The sequence below is a fragment of the Alicyclobacillus sp. SP_1 genome (genome assembly GCF_024706985.1).
Classification (GTDB): domain Bacteria; phylum Bacillota; class Bacilli; order Alicyclobacillales; family Alicyclobacillaceae; genus Alicyclobacillus_I.
On sequence record NZ_JAMCCX010000028.1, the window covers coordinates 265,176 to 283,733 of the forward strand.

Below are 18,558 nucleotides of genomic sequence, written 5' to 3' on the forward strand. Positions count from 1 at the left end.
TGTCAATGTCGACGCTCATTGCACAAGTCATCGTCAAAGTCACCGCTCGCCAAGTGGACAAGCCGTTTGACTACATTGTTCCCGACGACTGGCTGCCGGACCATCTCGTTGGCTGTCGCGTCTTGGTTCCATTTCAGAATCGGCGTATTCTCGGTTACGTCATTCACGTCTATCGCGAAGATGAAGATACAAGAGACGCGGGGCCAGACGGAGCCCACAAAGCGTTGAAAACGCTCCTCCAGCGCTTAGACGACGAGCCCATTCTGACATCAGAGTTGCTAGACCTCGCGCGCTTTCTGTCCTATCGTTACGCAGCCACTCACTTGCAGGCCATCGAGACCATGCTACCGGCGGCTTTTCGCATGAAGGCCCGTGGTCCGGCTGAGGTCTTGTCCGATCGCGTTGGGCCAAAACGTCTCGGGCTCTTGATGCCAGCTGGTGCGCTTCGCGATGGTCTTCAGGCAGTTCGAGAAGCGCGCCTTGTGGCGCATGGAGCGCGGCGTCAGTGGGGGATTTTGGAATCCGTTGAGAAAGCAGGAGGAATCTCACTGTCAGAGCTTGGGTTGACCGCTTCCAATCCTAGCCTTCGCGCTCTTCTTGCCGCCGGTTTGGTTCAGCTCGAGTGGCGGGAGTTCTACCGAGACGTAGAAGAACGCGGACCGAGCTCTACTTCTGAGGAGTCAGTTCGACTGAGTTCTCGCAGCAATTCCACAGAACGCACTCTGACGAGTTGGCAAGAGCGCGCACTGCGGCGCCTCACCGACGCCACGGCCGTCGACGTGCCCAACGTGTTTTTACTACACGGCGTGACCGGTAGCGGCAAGACAGAAGTCTATCTGCGCGTGATTGAGGCGGTGTTGGCAGAGGGTTGCGGCGCTATCGTTCTCGTACCCGAAATTGCACTGACACCGCAGATGGTGCGCCAATTCACGGAGCGCTTTGGCAATCGCGTGGCGCTCCTGCACTCGCTGTTGTCCGTCGGTGAGAGGCGCGACGAGTGGATGCGGTTGCGCCGAGGCGATGCAGATATCGCGGTTGGAGCGAGATCGGCCATCTTTGCACCCGTACAAAACTTGCGGTTCATTGTCATGGACGAAGAACATGAGTCGACCTACAAGCAGGAGGAAAGCCCTCGCTACAGTGCGCACCACGTTGCTCTTGAGCGCGCCCGCCAGTCTGGTGCGACCGTCGTGTTTGGTAGCGCCACGCCATCTCTTTACGCGATGCATTTGGTTGAGACGGGCATTGCTTCTCTGCTGACCATGCCGGAGCGAGCCAACCGACGGCCTCTACCGCCAGTCGAAGTGGTCGACATGCGCGAAGAATTGCGTGCCGGACACACGAGTCTCTTCAGCCGCGCCTTAGAGTCGGAACTGCGGGGGGTCAAGGAACGCGAAGAGCAGGCGATTCTCTTCTTGAATCGACGTGGCTTCGCCTCATTTTTACTGTGCCGACAGTGTGGAGAAGGATTGGAATGTCCGCACTGTAGCATCGCCCTCACTGTGCATCGCCACGGAGCGGAGTATTCGCTGCATTGCCATTACTGTGGGTACGTGACGGCCATGCCAGAGGTCTGCCCAACCTGTAAAGAAGACGCTATTCGGCCTTATGGGCTTGGCACCCAACAGGTGGAGTCCGCGTTGCAGGCGCGCTTTCCAGAACTACGCGCGTTGCGTATGGACGTTGATACCACCCGTCAGAAGGGGGCGCACAAGCGCATTTTGGACGCGTTTGCAAGACGTGAGGCGGACGTGTTGATTGGAACGCAAATGATTGCCAAAGGACTGGATTTTCCGCGCGTGACTCTGGTTGGCGTCATCTCGGCGGACACTCTGCTGTCCATTCCCGACTTTCGCTCGGAAGAGCGCGCTTTTCAACTGCTCACGCAAGTGGCAGGCCGGGCAGGGAGGGCAGAGGCGGGAGGCAAAACCATCGTCCAAACGTATCGGCCCACGCATTTCGTCGTGAGCACGGCCGCCGCGCACGACTACGCTTCGTTCTATCGCCGTGAGCGTGAGCAGCGTGAGCGCTATGACTATCCTCCTTTCTGCGAGTTGGCGGCATTTCTTGCGACCCATAGCAACGAGGCCTACGCGAAAGGAGCTGCCGAACGTTTTGTACGCGAACTGCAGCGCACCGAACCGCCTGATGACGTCACGATTCTACCAGCGACGCCAGCGTTGTTGCGACGGAAAGAAGATCAATATCGCTATCAAGTTGTGGTAAAGTATCCTCGATGGAATGCCGTGCGGGACTGGATGGTTACGGCGTTCGCCGCAGTTCACGCGAAGATGAACCAATTGGGTGGAACCTGTACGCTGGACGTTTCGGCCGGCAGAATTGGTTAGGTCCGCTTGAAAATAGCAGCAACAGGCTATGGAGGTGAGGAAATGGCACGACGAATGATTCGCACTGGGGATGACCCAGTGTTGCGCCAAATAGCGAAGCCAGTGCCACAGATGACGAATGCGCTTCGGAAACTACTGGATGACATGGCGGAGACGATGTACGCTGCAGATGGAATTGGACTCGCCGCCAACCAAGTGGGAATCGCCAAGCGGTTGGTCGTCGTCGATATCGGAGAAGGTGGACCGGGTCTGATGGAATTGGTCAATCCAGAAATTTTTGAGCGCCAGGGCTCTCAGGTTTCGTCGGAAGGGTGTTTGTCCTTACCGGGTTTACGCGGAGATGTGGAGCGTGCTAAGTTTATTCGAGTGCGCGCTTACGACCGGTATCTGCAGCCCTTTGAATTTGAAGCCGTGGATTTGCTCGCGCGCTGCGTTCAGCACGAGGTGGACCATTTGGATGGGATTTTATTTACGGACCACGTTCTTCCCGGTCAACTGCGCCACGAAGTGGAGTCGAAGAGTCGCTCGCGCGTGGAGTCGAAGGGTCGATGACGGGACAGCGCGTGATTTTTTTCGGTACCCCCGATTTCGCCGTACCATCGCTGGTGCAGTTGGCTCAGGCTGGGTATGAACTGCTGGTTGTCACGCAGCCCGACCGGCCCGTGGGTAGGAAGCGCGAATGGACAGGGCCTCCGGTGAAAGTGGCAGCGCAGTCGCTTGGATTAGAGGTCGTTCAACCTGAGCGCGTAAGTGCCACTGAGTCGCTTCTGCGCCTGTCCGCGTTTCGGCCAGATGTGCTCGTCACGGCAGCGTATGGTCAGTTGCTGTCTGCCGAGGTGCTGGCCCTTCCCCGTGCTGGTGCGCTCAATGTCCATGCCTCGCTGCTGCCGCGATGGCGCGGCGCAGCGCCGATTGCGCGGGCAATTTTGGCGGGAGACAGGGAAACTGGCGTGACGCTTATGGAAATGGTCTTGGCACTGGATGCTGGCCCAATGGTGGCACAAGTTCGCACGCGTATCGCAGATACGGATGACTCGGGGACCTTGCATGACCGTTTGGCCCAACTTGGGGCAGAACTGCTCGTGGCGAAGCTGCCGGCGTACCTCGCCGGGCAATTGACAGCGGTCGCCCAACCCACCGAGGGCGTGACCTACGCAAAACGCATTCTGCGCAGAGACGAATGGATTGATTGGGACGATGCTGGAGAAGCGGTCTGGCGTCGCGTGCGCGGTCTGGCACCGCAGCCTGGAGCAGTCACTCTGGCTGGCCAGCAGCCGCTCAAAATCTGGTCCGCAGCGCTGCTCGAAAGAACAGAAGTCCTTCCCCCCGGACGAGTCTTGGCGCTTTCATCGGACGAAGTTGGCGTGGTCTGTGGAGATGGACGAGTCATCCAGTTGCTGACCGTGCAGCCGGCTGGGAAGCGACGGATGGCGGCCGGAGATTGGTGGCGACCGCATCAAGCACGCAGTCACCCACTGACTTTGTCGAAAGGAAGCGAGGAATGAAACCAACAGCTCGCGAGATTGCGCTGTCTGTTCTCACGCGCGTGGAGGAAGGGCAGGCTTACGTGAATTTGGCGCTGCAAGAAGCGCTCGGCTCGTCTTCCCTCGACGTGCGCGACCGCAATCTCTGCACAGAGTTGGTCTACGGCACTGTACAGCGGCAGCGCCCTCTGGACCTAGTGATAAGTGCGCACTCCAGCCAACCGGTGGACAAACTGCAGAGCATCGTGCGGGTGCTGCTTCGACTGACCCTGTATCAACTGGTCTACTTAGAGCGAGTCCCGGCTTATGCGGCCGTCAACGAAGCGGTGCAACTCGCGAAGCGCAAGGTGCCACGAGCAGCGGGCTTTGTCAATGCCGTGTTGAGAGCAGTGATGCGAGCGGGATCGCCATCACAGGTTTTGCAGCGACTGATTGACCGCATGCCTTCGGAAGTGGACCGGTTGGCGACCCAATTGTCGGTGCCGTCCTGGTTGATGGAGAAGCTCATCCATCAGTATGGCGAAGAGCGAGCGGTTGCCATCCTCGCGGCACAAAATCGTCGAGCGCCCATTTCGTTGCGCGTCAATCGGCGCAAGTCAGACCGGGACGCGTTGGTGGTTGAACTGACTGAGCAATTGGGCATGGGCATGGTCGAGCCATCTGTTCTGTCGGAGAGCGGAATTCGCATCACAGGCAGTTTGGATATTGCTGAGTTCAATCCGTTTCGGGAAGGGAAAGTCTCCGTCCAGGACGAGGCCGCGATGCTCGTCGCTCCGCTTCTCAACGCGCAGCGGGGAGAGCGGATTTTGGATGTCTGCGCAGCGCCCGGTGGAAAGACGACGCATGTGGCGGAATGGATGGACGATGCGGGCCAGATTGACGCATGGGACGTTCACTTGCACAAGATGATACTACTCAAGTCTGCCGCCGCTCGCCTCGGTCTGGAGTCGATTCGACCGCGTCTGTGCGACGGACGCACAGAACCCGTCGCAGACGACTTTCTATATGATGCCGTGTTGGTGGACGCCCCGTGTACGGGATTCGGAGTGCTGCGCCATCGGCCCGACATCCGTTGGCGCCGCAAAGCTTCCGATGTGACTGCCCTCTCGGCCCTACAGCGAGAGTTGTTGGTCGCCTCTGCCAAGCGAGTGCGAAAGGGTGGCAGATTGGTTTACTGCACGTGTACGCTGTTGAAGGAGGAAAATGAGCAGGTTATCGAAAACTTCTTAGCTTCGAGACCCGACTTTCACTTACTTCCTCCAACGGAGTCAGACATCTCAGCTTCTGTTCTGTCGGAAATTCGCGTGGACACGGGGGTACAAGTGACTCCAGAGATGTTCTCCACGGACGGTTTCTATATTTCGCGTTTGCAAAGAAGCTTGTCGTGACAAGCTGAGAGAGGAGGGATACTGGGCATGAAGCACTTATACAATAATACGCTTGGCGAATTAGTGGCCTTTCTACAAGAGGAATTTCAGGAACCAGCATTCCGAGGGCGTCAAGTGTTTGAGTGGTTATATCGTCATCGTGTCACGACAGTGGAAGATATGACGAATTTGTCGAAGACACTGCGCAGTCGACTGGCAGAAACCACGCAGTTGCAGACTTCGCGTGAGATGACGCGCCAGACGTCGCAAGTCGACGGAACCATCAAATTTTTAATTGGCTTTCAAGACGGCGTCTCGGTCGAGACAGTCCTCATGAAACATGACTATGGACACAGTGTATGCGTGTCGACTCAAGTGGGTTGCAAGATGGGCTGTACGTTCTGTGCCTCGACGTTGGGAGGCATGATTCGGCAAATGACGGCAGGCGAAATGGTCGAGCAACTGCTCTATAGTCAGCGCCATCTGGACCTCAAAGGAGACAGGGTTTCTTCGGTGGTTTTGATGGGTTCAGGCGAGCCGATGGACAATTACGACGAGACCATGCGTTTTGTCGATATTCTTCACGAGCCAGACGGATTGAATATCGGTTATCGGCATATCACCATCTCGACGGTTGGGCTGGTTCCCGGCATCCTCCGTCTTGCCGACAACCCGCGACCCCTGACGCTTGCGGTCTCTCTGCATGCTCCCAATGATGAGTTGAGGTCGGCCATGATGCCAGTCAACAAAGCATATCCAATTGCGAAACTGATGGAAGCTTGTCATTATTATCATCAGCAAAAGGGCCGCCGAATTTCGTTTGAGTATGCGCTGGTTGGAGGGAAGAACGACCGTTTAGATCACGCTCGTCAACTGGCCGCTTTGCTCAAAAATTTACCGTGTCACGTCAATCTGATTCCTGTCAACTACGTTCCGGAGCGGAATTTGACCCGAACATCCAAAGACCAAATCACGGCATTTCGGATGGAACTTGAGCGGCTTGGGGTCAATGCGACGGTGCGTCGCGAGATGGGACACGATATTTCCGCAGCTTGTGGACAGCTGCGGGCAGAGCATATGATGCAAACTTGAGTCCTTGTATCATATGGCGATGGGTCAACGGATGAGCGTATCAGCTTGATCTTAGGCACGAGTGGTTGGACCGCAGATAGACGGTATGTTGTGGATGGAGGTGGCGGTTGTGATGCATTCAGCAAGATCTCACATCGGTCTTGTTCGACCGATGAATCAGGACAGTTACGCGGTGCTGGAAGACCTTCCGCAAAAACGACTGTACCTGATTGCAGACGGTATGGGAGGGCCATCGGCTGGTGAGGTAGCTTCCCAAATTGCCGTGGAGACCGTGCAAGAAATCATCCGCAAAGAAGACCTGTCCCATCCCGAAGTGTCTTTGCGGCGCGCAATCTACGTTGCCAATCAGAAGATTTTCCAGGCCTCTCGCGCCAATGCCGACTATCTTGGTATGGGTACCACGGTCGTCGGAGCGCTGGTCGATGACGATTCGGTGAGCGTGGCTCATGTTGGGGACAGTCGGGCGTATCTTTGGCACGGCGGAAGTTTGCAGCAGGTGACGGAAGACCACTCCTTGGTCGCGGAGTTAGTGCGGCGTGGACAACTGACGGAAGATGAGGCCAGCCATCATCCGCAGCGACATATTGTCACGCGTTCTTTGGGAGCAGAAGAGCACCATTATCCAGATGTGCAGACCTTTCGCTGGGTTCTTGGCGACATGCTTCTCCTGTGCTCAGATGGCCTGTCGAATTTAGTCAGCCCATCTGAAATCGCCTCGTATGTCGAGGCAGTTTCTGCAGCACCGTCGCAATCCGCTTTAGACCGGGTGACGTCCACGCTCGTTCAATTGGCGCTCGATCGCGGTGGCAGTGACAACATCACGCTGATCTTGATTTGCCATGGCCCTGGAGGTGAAGTGGAGTGACGGAGCAAATTCTCAGCGGCCGATATCGAATCGAGGAAGCCATCGGTGGTGGCGGAATGGCCGTGGTGTACCGAGCCGTCGACGAGTTGTTGGGTCGAACGGTCGCCGTCAAAATGCTCCGTCCCCAATTCGCTGGAGATGAGGAGTTCGTTTCGCGATTTCGGCAAGAGGCGCAGGCTGCGGCCAAACTATCGCATCCGAATATCGTGAATTTATACGATGTTGGAATGTCCGGAAACGAGTACTTCATCGTCATGGAATATGTCGATGGGCCAACTTTGAAAGATCTCATTAAATCTAAAGGCGCTCTTCCTGTTGAAGAAGTCGTCGACATCTCGGCGCAGATTTGTGAAGCTCTGGCGCACGCCCATGAGCACCGCATCATTCATCGGGACATCAAGCCGCATAACATTCTCCTGACGAAGTCTGGAATTGTAAAAGTAACGGACTTTGGCATTGCAAGGGCCGTTACAGGGACGACCATCACGGACCGCCAGGCGACTTCCGTGCTCGGGTCGGTTCACTATTTTTCGCCGGAGCAAGCGCGCGGCGGACAGACAGATGTCAAGAGTGACATTTACAGTCTCGGCGTGGTCATGTATGAGATGCTCACTGGTGAGCTCCCGTTTTCTGGAGACTCGCCGGTCAGCGTGGCGCTTAAGCATTTGCGCGAAGAGTTTGTCGAGCCTCGACAAATCGACCGGAGTATTCCGCAAAGCATAGAAAATATCGTGTTGAGAGCGTTGGCCAAATCTCCGTCTGCACGCTATCCTGACATGGAAAGCATGTTGGCCGATTTGAACGATGCCCTAAAGACGCCGAATGTACCGAAGTTTATTCTGCCTAAAGAGGCAACCGAGGAAACCATCGCCATTCCGGTTGTCCGGGATGGAGCGCTGATGAGCACAGACCGCAACAAAGGAAAACAGAAGGGTAAAAAAAAGCAAAAGAAGAAACGCAGTTGGTGGCAGCGCCTCTTGATGGTGATTTTAGTGTTGGTTGTGATAGTGCTGGGCGGTCTTGCGGCACTGTATATTTTGATGCGAGTCCTGGCAGTACCGAACGTCGCCTTGCCAAGCGTCGTTGGTGAGACCGAAAGTCAAGCGGTGGCCACGCTCGAGTCGGCAGGATTCAAAGCGAGTCAAATTCACGAAGAGACTGGCACGAGCAAACAGCACAAAGGGATTGTCTTTGACCAAAGCCCACAAGGGCCAACGAAGGTCAAGCAGACTCGAACCATCACGCTTTATGTGAGCACTGGTGCTCCCCGTTTAAAGATGCCTGATTTGACTGGAGTGACCGAAGACGAGGCCAAATTGACGTTGATGGACGCTGGCTTTTCGGACAGCCACATTGTTGTCAAAACCGAATCGAGTAGCAATACACCGTCGGGTGAGGTGATTTCCACAGAGCCGACGGCAGGGTCAGAGGTTCAAAGTGACGCGACGGTGACACTCTATGTATCGTCTCAGCCAGCGACCACGGTGGTGCCAAATGTCGTCGGAATGACCTATCAAGATGCATTGAAAGCTCTGCAAGCAGCCAATTTGCAAGTAGGTCAAGTGACGCCAGTGGCATCCACTCAGCCGAATCAAACGGTTGTCCAGACGTCGCCTGCCGTCGGTACGACCGTCAAACCGAATACCGTCGTCAACCTCGACATCGCGGACAATACAGGTCAGACCACATCGCCCACGAATAGCACGGGGACAGGCAATAGCACCAGTCCGTCTGGCAGTACGCCAACAAGTCCATCGGAACCTCCAGCGGGATCGACCGCTCACGAAGTCAAGGTGACCGTCCCAGTCAATCCGGGAAGTCCGCCAGTGCAGGTGGAGATTGATGTCAATGATGCAGAAGGCAATGACCAGACGGTCGTTCAGCAGACGATTACGAAAACCACGTCTTGGACGGAAACCATCTATCTCATGCCCGGCACCACGGGTCAAGTGGATGTCTATTTGAACGGTCAATTGGCAAAGCAATTCACGGTCCAAGGATGACGCGGCGGATGCGTCGCTGAAAGAGGTGATGGCGGTGCCGACAGGAATTGTCACGGGTGCGCGTGGTGGTTTTTTTCAGGTGTACGCAGAAGGCGTCTCTCGGCGCTGCCGCGCGCGCGGCATTCTGAAACGGGATGGAAAGAAAATTTTTGTGGGCGATCACGTTGATTTCGAGCCAATTGGCACGGAAGAGGGGATTGTCGCTGCGGTGCACGAGCGAAAAACGCTCTTAGTGCGACCTCCGATTGCGAACGTCGACCAGGCTCTCTTGGTTTTTTCGTTAGTAGAGCCAGACATTGCATATGTTTTGCTAGACCGACTGCTGGTCGTGGTGCAGGCAGCTGGTGTCGCGCCAGTGGTGGTTTTTTCGAAAACCGATTTGGCGCAGAAAGAACAACTAGACCAGGCAGTGGCGATGTACACCAAGACGGGGTTTCCGGTTTTGACCACGAATCGACTGGAAGGGAACGCGAAGACTTTGTTCGCGCCTTTGCTCAGCCAGCACATCACAGTCTTCGCTGGCCCCTCTGGCGCCGGTAAGTCGTCGCTTGCCAATCAGTTGGACGAACGCTTGCAACTGTCCACAGGCGATGTGAGCGAAAAGCTGGGGCGAGGGCGACATACCACTCGGCATGTCCAGCTTTGGCCGATTTTAGAGAATGGCTGGGTCGCCGATGCACCTGGCTTCAGCCAATTGGATGTCAATCTCCCGTCTCGAGACATTCGCAGCTATTATCCGGACTTTCTGCGTTTCCAGGAAGAGTGCGAGTATCGCGGGTGTCTACATTTGGATGAGTCCGATTGCGGCGTGGAACGGGCGGCGGCGCGCGGTGACGTGGCGCCGTTGCGACTCTTTCACTATCGTCAGATTGTTCAGGATGTGATGGAACGGGAGGCGCGTCAGTATTGAAGCATATCATTGCACCGTCGATTTTATCGGCGGATTTCGGACGCTTGCGAGCGGAAGTAGACGAAGTCGTGCAAGCGGGTGCGGAGTGGTTACACATTGACGTCATGGACGGACAATTTGTTCCTAACCTCTCCATGGGTAGCCTTGTGGTTAAGGCGTTGCGCCCACATTTTTCGGTGGAGATGGACGTACACTTGATGGTCGTTTCACCAGAGCGATATGTTGAGCAATTTGCTGAGTCCGGAGCGGACAGGATATCGATTCATGTGGAGGCCACGGACCACTCGTACCGAGCCTTGCAACAAATTCGTCAAGCTGGATGCAAGGCAGGCGTTGCACTCAATCCAGGGACGCCGCTCGAGGTGCTTCGCTGGTTGGCGGGCGAGTATGACTATGTCAATTTGATGACGGTCAACCCGGGTTTTGGTGGGCAGCAATTTTTGACCACGATGCTTCCGAAAATTCGAGAAGCGAGGCGTATGCTGGACGAACTGTCAACGGCATCGTTGGACCTCGAAATTGATGGAGGTGTGTCGGCGGAGACGATTGGCGCTGCTTCCGCCCATGGGGCCAATGTCTTCGTGGTGGGTACCGCTCTCTTTGGAGCGGACCATCGGGGTGCGCGGATGCGTGAATTAATGTCTGGGCCAGCTTGGACCTGAGCGCACATTTCCGGAACCGAGGAATATACATCTAGGGATGGTGACCGTTACTTCCGTCACGTTCGCCGACGTGCTTCCACAGGGGAGGGAAAGTGTGTTGAAATTTTACACGATTAAACTTCCGAGATTCCTGGGCGGGATTGTCAAGGCGTTCTTGGGAACGGTCTCAAAAGACTGATTCGCTGCTTTCGAACATTTCCTCGCCAGGTCTGTTTGAGTCACCGCTCTCATCTTCCGCGCCACATCCCGTGTCGGACCAGCACACGAAAAAAAGCACCCTTGGGTGCTTTTTTTCGCCATAATCCACATTCTTCAAACTGCCCTGGTCACTTTTCCAGCTTTCAGGCAGCTTGTGCACACTCGCATCCGCTTCACGGTTCCGTTCACGTTGACGCGAACGGGCTGAATGTTTGGGAGCCAGCGGCGCTTCGTAAGAATATGGGAGTGGCTGACCTTGTGGCCGACCTGTGGGCCTTTGCCACACACATCACACCGTCTCGCCATGTCATCGCACCTCCTAGGCATCCGATACCGCCTTGCCGGCAGAAATCGCAGCCGTTCGTTAACCCAAGCTATATTAGCACAGCCCTTGTGTCACTGCAATCCTTGTCGCACTCGAATCCTTCTGAACTTCTCTGAGCGAGGCATCTCACTTTGCACGAAATGGCCTGAGTGACTCCTTTTGTGTATTTTCAGAAAGTGGTTGTAACTGACTCGCGGCTGGTTTCCACGCCACAAACCTTATAGTACAATATAACTTAGCAAAAACTTAGCAGAGACGACCAAAGGAGGTTGACCATGCCGAAAGCCATCGAAACTCCGCTCGGCCAGGTGACCGTTGTTGAAGATGTGATTGCGACCATCGCGGGGTATGCTGCCATGGACTGTTATGGATTAGTCGGCATGGCGTCCAGGCGTCAGGTCAAGGATAGTTTGACCGAGTTGCTTGGTAGAGAGAATCCTGGAAAAGGTGTAGAAGTTCGAGTGAAAGATACTGGCGACTTAGAAGTGGATTTGTATACAATTGTGTCGTATGGCACCAACATCTTTGAAGTAGCTCAAAATGTTCGCGAAAAGGTCCGTTATGTGCTTCAGGAAACCGTTGGGACGGAGGTTGGCAAAGTCAACATCTTCGTCCAAGGAGTTCGCATTGCGGGCGAGAGTTAGGAGCGGCGGATGAGGAAGATATCGGAACTCAACATGGATGAATTCCGTAATTTGCTTGGGTTCGGTCATGCATCGTTACAACAACATGTAGCCCAGGTAAATGCGCAAAATGTATTTCCGGTGCCGGATGGAGACACTGGAACAAATATGGAAATGTCTTATGCGTCAGGTATGAGAGCGGTCTTGAAAAATGACGTTCAGACGCTGCCTGGATTGGCGAAGGCTTTTGCAGAAGGTCTGTTGATGGGTGCGCGTGGAAATTCGGGCGTTATTTTGTCGCAGCTGTGCAGAGGCTTTCAGAAGGGGATTGGAACCAGCGCGGTACTGACACCGACCTTGTTTGCCCAATCGCTGGAGGCGGGTGTGGCCATCGCGTATCGAGCGGTGTCGAAACCGGTCGAAGGGACCATCTTAACAGTCGCAAGAGAAGCAGCCGCAGCTGCTTCTCTTGCTGCGCATGAGTCGAACGACTTTTGCGGCGTGATGGACGCAGTCGTAACTGCCGCCAAAGAGACTCTCAGTCGCACACCTGAGTTGTTGCCAGTGCTGCGTCAAGCAGGTGTGGTTGATTCTGGCGGTCAAGGATTTGTGTTTCTCTGCGAAGGGTTTCTTCGGTATGTCAAGGGTCTCGCCGAGGCTGGCGGTGGAGTACCTCCTGCCCTTCTAGATGGGATGTATGAGTCTTTGCAGACGACGGACTCTAAGCTTGCGACCGTTGCTATCGCTGCTGATTCCCGACACGAATTTGGCGAGTTTGGATACTGTACTGAAGTGCTCGTGCGTGTAGCGGGATCGGCCGATGCAGTCGCTCGGAAATTTCGCGACAAATTCTCCAAATACGGGGATTCCCTCGTGGTGGTTGCGGCAGACACGATAGTTCGTGTCCACGTGCACACCTTGCATCCGGGTAAGGTATTGGAAGATGCGTTGACCGCTGGAAGTCTCCTTCAGGTGAAAGTCGAGAATATGACGGAGCAACATCGTGAGCTTGTGAGTGATGATGAACTCAATAGCAAAAATAAGAGCGATGCGCCGGCCGCTGAGAAAGGCGCGCCACAATCGCTCCGCTCGCAAGCTGTGGCGGTGATTAGCGCTGCTTCGGGTGCGGGGTTTGAAGAGGTGTTCACTTCGCTCGGAGTTGCGGTCGTCCGCGGAATACAAGCGGGCAATCCGAGTACTGAAGAGTGGCTGGAAGCGGTGGCTGCTGCTGGTGCCGAGAACTGCATTCTGCTTCCAAACAACAAAAATGTCTGGATGGCTGCGGAGCAGGTGCCGTCTTTGGTCAAAAGCCAACGCGTCGTCGTCATTCCAACATTGACGCCACTGCACGGTATTGAGGCCGCTGTCGCCTATTTGCCGGAGCAGAGTTTGGAGGCGAATGTTGAGCGAATGACGGCTGCTGTCGAAGCCATCGTCGTGGGTCAAGTCGCCATGGCAGTTAAGGATACAGTCTATCAAGATAAACCGGTGCGTGCCGGAGAATATTTGGGATTGTTAAACGACGAATTGCAAGTCGTTGGTTCGACCCGTGAAGAGGCGTTGATGGAAGTGGCCAGGTGGATATATCGGGACAATGCCGAGCTCATGACCATTTTTTGTGGAGAGTCGGTGTCTCGCGACGAGCAGATCGGTTTGCAGAAGTTGGTCGAAGAGAGATTTCCTCTTTCCTGTGAAGTCAAGGAAGGCGGTCAGCCAGTTTTTGATTACCTAATTGTCGTGGAGTGAGGTCTCTTGCTCGAAAAGATTCCAGTCACTCAGGTCGCTGGCGTGGGGCCAGCGAAAGCGAGGGCTTTGGCGGATCTCGGAATTCATACGGTTGCTGATTTGCTGACTTATTTTCCCGAACGGTACGATGATTTGCGGGTCAAGCCGCTGCTTGCTTTCGGAACAGGAGAGCGGGTGCGCGTACTGGCTACCATTCAAGGGACTTCCCGCTTGCGCTGGCAAGGTGGAAAGTCCATGTTGGAAGCAGACGTGGTTATTGATGGCGTGCGTTCCGGCACGGCTGTCTGGTTTAATCAACACTATCTGCAGCAGCGCTTGTGCGACGGTCGAATGGTCGTTCTGCAGGGCAAGTGGGATGCTAAATATCGAAGGCTGTCCGTGTCTCACACGGCGTTCTCTACCGCGGGAGTCCATGATGCAAAGCTTGAGATGTTTCCTGTCTATCGAGCCACGCAAAAATTGTCCTCGCCACAACTGGCTTCTGTCATCGAACAGGGGATTCGCCAATTTTCTTCGAATATGGTGGATATGTTGCCCTATCGGTTGCGGGAAAAGTATCGACTTGTTTCCCGACCTGAGGCAATTTCCTGGATGCATCGTCCGAGTTCATCACAAGCACTCCGACAAGCGCATCGACGATTGGCGTTCGAAGAGTTTTTTTTGTTTCAACTTCAGCTTCAATATCATCGTTCCCTTTCGAGTGATGCCAATACCGGGATAGCTCGAGCTATCGCCGACGATACTCTTCAGTGCTTTTCCCAAACATTACTTCCGAATCAACTCACCGCGGCGCAGGCAGACGCTTGTGCGGACATTCTCCAGGATTTGCGAAGCGTCCGACCCATGGCTCGCCTGCTTCAAGGTGACGTTGGCTCAGGAAAGACGTGGGTTGCGCTGTTTGCAGCTTATGCCATGTTCCGTGCCGGCTTTGCGTCTGCTTTGATGGCGCCTACAGAAATTTTGGCGGAACAACATTTTCGCGAAGCAAAGCGCCGGTTGGATTCACTCGGGATGGCTGCTTTTTTGTTGACGGGTTCGCTGCCGAGCAGAGAGAGAACGCGAGTCCTCGAGAACCTCCGTGAACAGAAAGTCGACCTCCTGATTGGCACGCATGCACTCTTGACAGAGGATGTAGACATTCCCCGCCTCGGGTTAGTCGTGACGGACGAGCAGCATCGCTTTGGGGTATCTCAGCGGAGCAGATTGCAATGGAAAGGGCAGCGCACCGACGTGTTGTATCTGTCAGCCACGCCGATACCGAGAACGCTTGCACTCGCTGTCTATGGTGATTTGGAGGTGTCTGTACTGGCTGAGCGTCCGAAAGGACGACAGCCGATAGAAACCAAATGGTACCTACCTTCAGAAGAGGATAAAGCCATTCGTATTTTGCGGCGTGAGCTGGTCAAACATCATCAAGTGTATGTGGTCGCGCCCATGATTGAAGACTCGGATAAATTGGAGTTGACATCGGCTACATCCATCTATGCTGAGATTCAGGAAAAACTTGCTGGATTTCGCGTGGCACTTTTGCATGGACGGCAATCGAGTGCGGATAAGGACGCGACGATGCGCTCTTTCTCTGCTGGAGAAGTCGATGTGTTAGTCGCAACTACGGTCATTGAAGTGGGCATCGACGTGCAGAATGCGACGGGTATGCTCATCTATCACGCTGACCGATTTGGTTTGGCTCAACTTCATCAGCTACGTGGTCGAATTGGCCGAGGTGTGGACCCGAGTGTGTGCATTCTGCTCGCAGAGCCGTCTGGAGAAATTGCCAAGCAGAGGTTGGAGACAATGGTATCCACGACAGATGGGTTTGTCATTGCTGAGAAAGATTTGGAACTGCGGGGGCCTGGGGAATTCCTCGGCGTTCGGCAAAGTGGGTTACCTGAATTCACGGTTGGGGATTTGAGTCGCGATTTAAATATTATGGAGGCGGCGCGTTCCGAGGCCAAACAGCTGCTGGATGAAGATGGCTTTTGGATTGAACCAAAGTTCTCCCTGTTGCGAGATCGTTTGCTTGAGGCAGCGAGCGTTGGCCTTCGTTATTGACTTTAGCACCTGGTTGCAAGGCTGCCATTTCAGCCCGACTTCAAGCCGGTAGCGTTGGCCTTCGTTATGGATGGCAGCACTGCATGTGAAGCGCAGCGCCGGACGTTGAGAGTCAAGCGGCGTGGACTAAAATGGAAAACATAATTCCTCCCCCTGCGCACCATACTAGGTGTACCAACCGAGGGGGAGGTGAAACATCATGGCACAGGGCAGTAGCAACAACTTGGTGGTATCCAACGCAACACGTGCTCTCGACCAAATGAAATACGAAATTGCTTCTGAGTTTGGCGTTCAGTTGGGTGCTGAAACGACCGCTCGTCAGAACGGTTCTGTTGGTGGAGAAATCACAAAGCGTCTTGTCGCTTATGCGGAACAGCAGTTGGCGGGGCGTCAGAACTACTAATGAGGCGTCAAAGTCTATAGACTGGCAAGAAAGAAAAGGGCCGAACTTCGTTCGGCTCTTTTCTGTGGTAGTATGCGAACAGGGTATTTGCACAAAACCAGGGCTTTTGTTCCGAGTAGACCCGTGCGCGAGGTGCGACATGCAAAAAATTCGGCAAATTGGTTTGCGAGTGATACCTAAAGCACTCATGACCTATCTCCTTGGGAAATTCGCAAAAACGCGCATGAGTCGAAGATGGATTCCGTGGTACGTACGGCATTATGATATCAATATTTGGGAATTGGATAAAGAAATCCATCACTATCCGACGCTACATGCATTTTTTTGTCGGGGCTTGCACAACTTTGCACGCCCTCTGGCCGATTCGGGTATGGTTGCTCCAGTTGACGGAACAATTCGTGCGCTTGGTTACGTGTCTGAAGCAATGGTGATGAGCGTCAAAGGGCAGTCCTATGCTTTGCAAGACCTGCTGGGGGATAAAGGACTGGCTGCCAAAATGACGGGCGGGCAGTACATCGTCTTCTACCTGAGCCCGCGCGATTATCACCGTATCCATATTCCGTATACGTCACTGTGGGTGGCACATCGGCATATTCCCGGCACGCTATTTCCGGTCAACAACTTGGGTGAACAGTGTGTTCGCCAACTCTACGCCCAGAATGAACGAGTGGTTTCTCAGTTTCGCATCGACCATCGCGCAGATTATGTCTTGGTCTCCGTTGGGGCATTCGGCGTGGGTACGGTGACCCTTCGTCACATGCCGCGAATTCATCCCTTTCACCGCCGACTCTGGAAAGCAAGCGCATCTCTATACCAAGGCTCTGTGGAAGAGACTAAAGGCGAGGAGTTTGGTCGATTTGAGCTCGGCTCAACGGTCATTCTGCTCATTTCATCGGGTTTTCCCGTCTCCTGGACTGTAGACGTCGGGCAGGTGGTGCGCATGGGGCAGCAGATTGCTGTGCCGAATTGAAGCTACTTAGAGGCGCGTGCGTGCATGAATTGCCGCACGGTGGGCAGACTCTGACTGAGGTGAGAGTCATGCGTACTGCGAAAGTGATTGCTTCTGTATGTAAGAAAGGAATGAAGACGTATTGGCGGTGGTGGGTAGAAACCAGCGACCGACTGGGAGAACATTTCCAACCTTGGTAGTCATCCACTTTGCAGCGGGGTCGCTCAAACTTCTCAAAGCGACCCCAAACTTGCCGTAGAAGTAGAAAAATTGTAGAGTGTAGATGAATCGCAAGGCTGGTACTCATCAGAACTGCCAGTGAGCGGAAGTCGGCTGACATTTGGCCGAATATCATCTATGGGGTGAACCGACTACGTGAAAATTTTAATTGCGGGTGGAGACGGATTTTGCGGGTGGCCTACCGCACTCTATTTCTCGGAACGGGGACATGATGTCGGTATTTTGGACAACATGATTCGACGGGATTGGGATGAAGAGTTGGGCACACAATCTTTAACGCCCATTTCTTCAATCGAGGAGCGGATTCAAGCGTGGAAAGAAGTTTCCGGAAAACACATCACTCTGTTTCGTGGGGACTTGCAGGATTTTGATTTTGTGCACAGTGTCTTCGAGTCTTTTCGCCCGGAAACAGTCGTCCACTACGGGGAGCAGCGTTCTGCGCCGTATTCCATGATTGACCGACAACACGCGGTATTTACTCAGGTCAATAACGTAGTCGGAAATCTCAATGTACTGTTCGCCATGAAAGAGTTGGTGCCGGACTGCCATTTAATCAAGCTTGGCACGATGGGAGAGTACGGAACGCCAAATATAGATATTGAGGAAGGCTATATTAAGATTGAGCACAATGGCCGCTCCGATGTATTGCCGTATCCCAAACAGCCGTTTTCTTTCTATCATCTCTCCAAAGTTCACGATAGTCATAATATCATGTTTGCATGCAAGTCGTGGGGTATTCGGGCTACCGACTTGAATCAAGGAGTCGTATACGGTCTATGGACCGAGGAGACAAAGCGAGACGAGCGACTGTACAACCGAATTGACTACGACGGAGTGTTCGGTACCGCCTTGAATCGTTTCTGCATCCAAGCGGCTGTTGGTCACGAATTGACCGTTTATGGTAAGGGCGGTCAAACAAGAGCATTTTTGGATATCCGGGATACGTTGCAGTGTGTCGAGTTAGCAGCAGAAAATCCTGCAGACAGAGGAGAGTTCCGCGTCTTCAATCAATTCACAGAGCAATTTTCTGTTTTGGAGTTGGCGGAAAGGGTGCAGCGTGTCGCCGCTGAGATGGGGCTCCAAGCAAATATCGCACATTTGGAAAACCCTCGCGTTGAAAAGGAAGAGCACTACTATCATGCCGTTCATACAAAATTACTCGATTTAGGATTGAAGCCGCATCTGCTCTCCGATGGGATGATACAGGAGTTGATTGAGGTTGCGACGAAATATCGAGATCGAGTCAATTTTAACGTGATTGCACCGACGGCGACTTGGAGGTAGAGCTACT

17 protein-coding genes are annotated in these 18,558 nt (G+C 54.1%); 16 read left to right on the forward strand and 1 reads right to left on the reverse strand.

The window, feature by feature from the left end; translation table 11 throughout:
• The first annotated feature begins 5 nt into the window (after positions 1–5).
• The 10 genes from priA (at position 6) to spoVM (ending at position 10,909) form a co-directional block, all read left to right on the forward strand.
• Positions 6–2,348: a replication restart helicase PriA gene (gene priA, locus M4I36_RS09570; protein ID WP_258111488.1), complete on the forward strand. Its 2,343-nt coding sequence runs from the start codon at positions 6–8 to the stop codon at positions 2,346–2,348.
• Positions 2,349–2,390: 42 nt separating this feature from the next.
• Positions 2,391–2,900: a peptide deformylase gene (gene def / locus M4I36_RS09575; RefSeq protein ID WP_258111489.1), complete on the forward strand. Its 510-nt coding sequence runs from the start codon at positions 2,391–2,393 to the stop codon at positions 2,898–2,900.
• On the forward strand, positions 2,897–3,853 hold the full coding sequence (gene fmt / locus M4I36_RS09580; protein WP_258111490.1) for a methionyl-tRNA formyltransferase: 957 nt from the start codon (positions 2,897–2,899) through the stop codon (positions 3,851–3,853). The genes def and fmt overlap by 4 nt, the downstream gene beginning before the upstream one ends.
• The gene (gene rsmB, locus M4I36_RS09585) at positions 3,850–5,220 is read left to right on the forward strand and encodes a 16S rRNA (cytosine(967)-C(5))-methyltransferase RsmB (RefSeq protein ID WP_258111491.1); all 1,371 of its coding nucleotides are present in this window, start codon (positions 3,850–3,852) and stop codon (positions 5,218–5,220) included. Before fmt ends, rsmB begins: the two co-directional genes overlap by 4 nt.
• 27 nt (positions 5,221–5,247) lie before the next feature.
• Positions 5,248–6,291: a dual-specificity RNA methyltransferase RlmN gene (gene rlmN / locus M4I36_RS09590; protein WP_258111492.1), complete on the forward strand. Its 1,044-nt coding sequence runs from the start codon at positions 5,248–5,250 to the stop codon at positions 6,289–6,291.
• 112 nt (positions 6,292–6,403) lie between these two features.
• Positions 6,404–7,156 (forward strand): Stp1/IreP family PP2C-type Ser/Thr phosphatase, encoded by a 753-nt coding sequence (locus tag M4I36_RS09595; RefSeq protein ID WP_258111493.1) that lies wholly within the window; start codon positions 6,404–6,406, stop codon positions 7,154–7,156.
• On the forward strand, positions 7,153–9,159 hold the full coding sequence (gene pknB / locus M4I36_RS09600) for a Stk1 family PASTA domain-containing Ser/Thr kinase (protein ID WP_258111494.1): 2,007 nt from the start codon (positions 7,153–7,155) through the stop codon (positions 9,157–9,159). Before M4I36_RS09595 ends, pknB begins: the two co-directional genes overlap by 4 nt.
• A gap of 34 nt (positions 9,160–9,193) precedes the next feature.
• Complete coding sequence (gene rsgA, locus M4I36_RS09605; RefSeq protein ID WP_258111495.1) at positions 9,194–10,069, forward strand: ribosome small subunit-dependent GTPase A; 876 nt, start codon at positions 9,194–9,196, stop codon at positions 10,067–10,069.
• A 5-nt stretch (positions 10,070–10,074) separates the two neighbouring features.
• On the forward strand, positions 10,075–10,731 hold the full coding sequence (gene rpe / locus M4I36_RS09610) for a ribulose-phosphate 3-epimerase (protein WP_374985938.1): 657 nt from the start codon (positions 10,075–10,077) through the stop codon (positions 10,729–10,731).
• A gap of 97 nt (positions 10,732–10,828) precedes the next feature.
• Positions 10,829–10,909: a stage V sporulation protein SpoVM gene (spoVM, locus tag M4I36_RS16870; protein WP_374985940.1), complete on the forward strand. Its 81-nt coding sequence runs from the start codon at positions 10,829–10,831 to the stop codon at positions 10,907–10,909.
• A 134-nt stretch (positions 10,910–11,043) separates the two neighbouring features.
• Here the strand turns inward: spoVM and rpmB are convergent, their stop codons facing one another.
• Positions 11,044–11,235: a 50S ribosomal protein L28 gene (gene rpmB, locus M4I36_RS09620; protein WP_258111498.1), complete on the reverse strand. Its 192-nt coding sequence runs from the start codon at positions 11,233–11,235 to the stop codon at positions 11,044–11,046.
• Between the two features lie 294 nt (positions 11,236–11,529).
• Here rpmB and M4I36_RS09625 point away from each other — a divergent pair, with 294 nt between their 5' ends.
• The 6 genes from M4I36_RS09625 (at position 11,530) to M4I36_RS09650 (ending at position 18,551) form a co-directional block, all read left to right on the forward strand.
• Positions 11,530–11,898, forward strand: coding sequence for an Asp23/Gls24 family envelope stress response protein (locus M4I36_RS09625; protein ID WP_258111499.1), 369 nt, complete (start codon positions 11,530–11,532; stop codon positions 11,896–11,898).
• Positions 11,899–11,907: 9 nt separating this feature from the next.
• On the forward strand, positions 11,908–13,623 hold the full coding sequence (locus M4I36_RS09630) for a DAK2 domain-containing protein (RefSeq protein WP_258111500.1): 1,716 nt from the start codon (positions 11,908–11,910) through the stop codon (positions 13,621–13,623).
• Between the two features lie 6 nt (positions 13,624–13,629).
• Complete coding sequence (gene recG / locus M4I36_RS09635; RefSeq protein WP_258111501.1) at positions 13,630–15,675, forward strand: ATP-dependent DNA helicase RecG; 2,046 nt, start codon at positions 13,630–13,632, stop codon at positions 15,673–15,675.
• A gap of 199 nt (positions 15,676–15,874) precedes the next feature.
• Positions 15,875–16,078: an alpha/beta-type small acid-soluble spore protein gene (locus tag M4I36_RS09640; protein ID WP_258111502.1), complete on the forward strand. Its 204-nt coding sequence runs from the start codon at positions 15,875–15,877 to the stop codon at positions 16,076–16,078.
• Between the two features lie 139 nt (positions 16,079–16,217).
• Positions 16,218–17,048, forward strand: a complete 831-nt coding sequence (gene asd, locus M4I36_RS09645; protein ID WP_258111503.1) for an archaetidylserine decarboxylase — start codon at positions 16,218–16,220, stop codon at positions 17,046–17,048.
• 354 nt (positions 17,049–17,402) lie between these two features.
• The gene (locus tag M4I36_RS09650) at positions 17,403–18,551 is read left to right on the forward strand and encodes an NAD-dependent epimerase/dehydratase family protein (RefSeq protein WP_258111504.1); all 1,149 of its coding nucleotides are present in this window, start codon (positions 17,403–17,405) and stop codon (positions 18,549–18,551) included.
• Positions 18,552–18,558: the final 7 nt, after the last annotated feature.